The sequence below is a fragment of the Halomonas sp. 707D4 genome, assembly GCF_024158685.1.
Classification (GTDB): Bacteria; Pseudomonadota; Gammaproteobacteria; order Pseudomonadales; family Halomonadaceae; genus Vreelandella.
Genome location: NZ_JAMZBD010000336.1, coordinates 1 through 3,541 on the forward strand (window position 1 = coordinate 1; position 3,541 = coordinate 3,541).

Genomic DNA, 3,541 nt, shown 5'->3' on the forward strand with positions numbered 1-3,541 from the left:
GAAAGATCACACTTGAGCGCCTCCGGGAGCGAGGCGAGGCGAACCCGCACGCCGCAGTTCATCGGGCACGCCTGGCGCAGCGCGGTGAAGCCGCTGTGCATCTCGGCGCAGGCCGAACGCGCCCAGGCCCTCGTCGAGCGCGCCTTCGGCCATACGCCGGCGTGGCTCTCGGCCAGGTATTCGATGATCGCCAGCGAATCCCATACGGCTTCCTCCACGTCGCCGTTGACCTCGACCAGGCAGGGCACCAAGCCCGAAGGCGAGAAGCGCAGGAAGGTATCGTGACTTGCGCCGCTGCCGCCCTCGAAGGGCATGAGGCGCTCGTTGAAGGGAATCTCCAGCGCCGTCATCAGCACCCAAGGCCGCAGCGACCAGGAGGAGTAGTTCTTGTTGGCGATATAGAGATCGAACATCGAGGTTTCCCTGACCTTAAAGAAAATGTGTCCGAGGAGCACCGCCTACCGAAAGTCGGGCTTGCGCTTCTCCACGAACGCGCTCATGCCCTCTTTCTGCTCGTCGCCGGCAAAGCAGAAGGCGAACAGGCTGGTCTCGAGCGCCAGGGCACTGTCGAGATCCTGATTCATGCCGTCGTGGACCGCCTGCTTGGCGGCGCGGACCGCCTGGCGGCCGTTGCCTTGAAGCTGCTTCTTGAGCGTCTCGGCGTAGGCGGCAAGCTCTTCCTGGGGCATCACCTGATTGACCAGCCCGATGCGCAGCGCCTCCTGGGCATCGATCTTGCGCCCGGTGGTGACGAGATCGAGCGCCATGGCCGGGCCGACCCGGCGCGGCAGGCGCTGGGTGCCGCCGAACCCGGGAATCACGCCGAGCAGCACTTCCGGCTGGCCGAATACCGCGTTGTCGCTGGCCACCGCCCAGTCGCAGGCCAGCGCCAGCTCGCAGCCGCCGCCCAGGCAGAAGCCGTTGACCAGCGCCACTACCGGCACCGGAAGCTGCTCCAGGCGCTTGATGGTACGCAGTGCCTGGGCGGCGAAAGCGCGCGCCTGCTCCGGCGTCTTGTCACGCATCTCGGTGATGTCCGCTCCGGCCACGAAGGCTTTCTCGCCGGCGCCGGTGACGAGCACCGCGCGAAGATCCGCCTGCTTTTCGAGGTCGGCCAGATGACTCTCCAGCGCCGTGAGCACGTCGCTGTTCAAGGCGTTGAGCGCCTTGGGCCGCTGGAGGGTCAGCGTCACCACGCCGGCATCGTCGGATCGCTTGATCACTGCATCGCTCATGAGGGGCTCCTTTGTCGTTGTAATGAGACGTTATGGCTGGAGGGAGAAGTCGTCAAGACACTGGGTGCCCGCCTCGATCACCGCGCGCTGGGCGCGCCCCACGGGCAGCCACTGGGTCAGGGCGTAGCGGGCGCTGGCGAGCTTGGTGCGATAGAAAGGGTCTTGCCCGTCGGCGCGGTGGGCCTTGAGCGCCGCCTCGCCCATCTGCCAGGCGCACAGCACGTGGCCGGCCAGGCTCAGAAACGGCGTGGCGTAGGCCTGGATGGCGTCGCTGCCGCGCTCTGGGTCCGCACCCTGCGCCAGCACCTGCGCCATGGCCGCGCGCAGATCCGCCGCGCCGGCGTCGAGCGCGGCGCCAAGGGCCGCCAGGGCGGGTTCGTCGCGAAGCGCTCGGGCGGTCTGCTCGGCATGCTCGATCAGGCGAGTGAGGGCGGCGCCCTGGTCGCGCTGCAGCTTGCGCCCGGCGAGATCCAGCGCCTGGATGCCGTTGGTGCCTTCGTAGATCGGGGCGATGCGCGCGTCGCGCAGAAGCTGGGCCGCCCCGGTCTCCTCCACGTAGCCCATGCCGCCGTGCACCTGAATGCCCAGGGAGGCGATCTCGACGGCCTGGTCGGTGGAGAACCCCTTGACCACGGGAATCAGCACGTCGACCAGCGCCTGGGCGGCATCGCGCTCTTGCGGTTCGCCGTGGCGGGCGATATCGAGCTGGCTGGCGCAGAAGAGCGCCAGCGAGCGCAGCGCGTCGGTGCGCGCACGCATGGAGAGCAGCATGCGTTTGACGTCGAGGTGTTCGGCGATGGTGGCGGACGCCCCGCCCCGAGCCTTGGAGAGGCGCCCCTGCACGCGTTCGCGGGCATAGGCCGCCGCGTGCTGGCAGGCGCGCTCGGCAACGCCAATGCCCTGGATACCGACCTTGTGGCGCGCCTCGTTCATCATGGTGAACATGTGGTTGAGCCCGCGCCCCTGTTCGCCGACCAGATAGCCGACCGCCCCGCCCTGCTCGCCGAAACTCAGCGTGCAGGTGGGCGAGCCGTGAATGCCCAGCTTGTGCTCGAGGGAGGCGCAGACCACGTCGTTGCGCTCGCCGAGCGCGCCGCTGTCGTCGACCAGGAACTTGGGGACCAGAAACAGCGAGATGCCCCTGTTGCCCTCGGCGGCTTCGGGCGTGCGTGCCAGCACCAGATGGACGATGTTCTCGGCGGCGTCGTGCTCGCCCCAGGTGATGTAGATCTTCTGGCCGGTGATGCGGTAGTGATCGCCCTCGGGAACGGCCCGGGTACGCACCTGGGAGAGATCCGAGCCGGCCTGGGGTTCGGTGAGGTTCATGGTGCCGGTCCAGCGCCCTTCGACCAGCGCCGGCAGGTAGGTGGCCTTGAGCGCGGGGCTGCCGCGATGGGCCAGCGCCTCGATGGCGCCGGCGGTGAGCATGGGGCAGAGCCCGAGCGCCATGTTGGCGCCGTGAAGCATCTCCTGGACGGCGCTCGCCACCACTTCCGGCAGGTTCTGACCACCCAGCGCTTCACTCACGCCGATGCCGTTCCAGCCGCCTTCGACGTAGGCGCGGTAGGCGTCGGCGAAGCCCTGCGACGTGGTGACGCTGCCATCGGTATGACGCCTGGTACCCTGCTGATCGCCGATGCGGTTCAGGGGGCCCCAGACGTCGCCGGCGAGCTTCGCGGCTTCCTCGAGCACCGCCTCGATGAGCTCCGGCGTGGTCTCTTCGAAAGCGGGCAGCGAGAGCGAGGCGTGACCCAGCACCTCTTCGAGAACGAAACGCAGATCGCGTACCGGCGCGGCATAATCCTTCATGGCATCCCCCTGGTCTGAACTGAGTGACGAGATCAACGCGTCATCGGTATCGGGGCATGGTAATCAAACGCGCGTTTGCATTCCATTCGTCCAAGGTATCAGGGCAGATAGCCTCAGTGGCGGCGAATGTCGACGCCTTCGACATCGTCGTAGTAGGTGATGTGGGTCTCGTCCTCGGCGGGCGGGCCGACCACGGGCTCAGCCACCTCGACCTCCGGCACCACGTTGGAGAGATCTTCCAGGTGCTCGTGCTCCAGCGCCCCCTGTACCAGCTCCTCGGTGACCACGAGTTCGGCGCCGGCGGCGGACATGGGCATGGTCGCCGTGAACGGCGCCACCGGCAGCGGCGCCGGGCGCACGCTGCGCCGCCAGCCGAAGAACAGCAGGAAGAACAGGCTCAGCGCCCCGAAGGACCAGAACAGGCCCGCATCGCCGACCGCGGTCATCACCGGCGAGATCAGCAGCGGGCTGATCGTCGCGCCGATGGAGTTGATCAA

The 3,541-nt window shown here is 67.9% G+C and carries 3 protein-coding genes and 1 pseudogene; all 4 read right to left on the minus strand.

Annotated elements, in window-relative coordinates:
• A partial coding sequence (locus BIS11_RS13180) for a glutathione S-transferase (protein ID WP_253586234.1) occupies positions 1-413 on the minus strand: 413 nt, incomplete at its 3' end.
• A 45-nt stretch (positions 414-458) separates the two neighbouring features.
• The gene (locus BIS11_RS13185) at positions 459-1,235 is read right to left on the minus strand and encodes an enoyl-CoA hydratase-related protein (protein WP_253421373.1); all 777 of its coding nucleotides are present in this window, start codon (positions 1,233-1,235) and stop codon (positions 459-461) included.
• A gap of 30 nt (positions 1,236-1,265) precedes the next feature.
• Positions 1,266-3,044, minus strand: a complete 1,779-nt coding sequence (locus BIS11_RS13190; RefSeq protein ID WP_253421378.1) for an acyl-CoA dehydrogenase — start codon at positions 3,042-3,044, stop codon at positions 1,266-1,268.
• 113 nt (positions 3,045-3,157) lie between these two features.
• Positions 3,158-3,541 (minus strand): annotated as a pseudogene (locus BIS11_RS13195) (MFS transporter); the annotation flags it as partial.

What these genes read in the sequence shown, in the direction of transcription:
- BIS11_RS13185 (WP_253421373.1), bottom strand. Translation starts at nt 1,235, where the DNA reads ATGAGCGATGCAGTGATCAAGCGATCCGACGATGCCGGCGTGGTGACG.
- BIS11_RS13190 (WP_253421378.1), bottom strand. Translation starts at nt 3,044, where the DNA reads ATGAAGGATTATGCCGCGCCGGTACGCGATCTGCGTTTCGTTCTCGAA.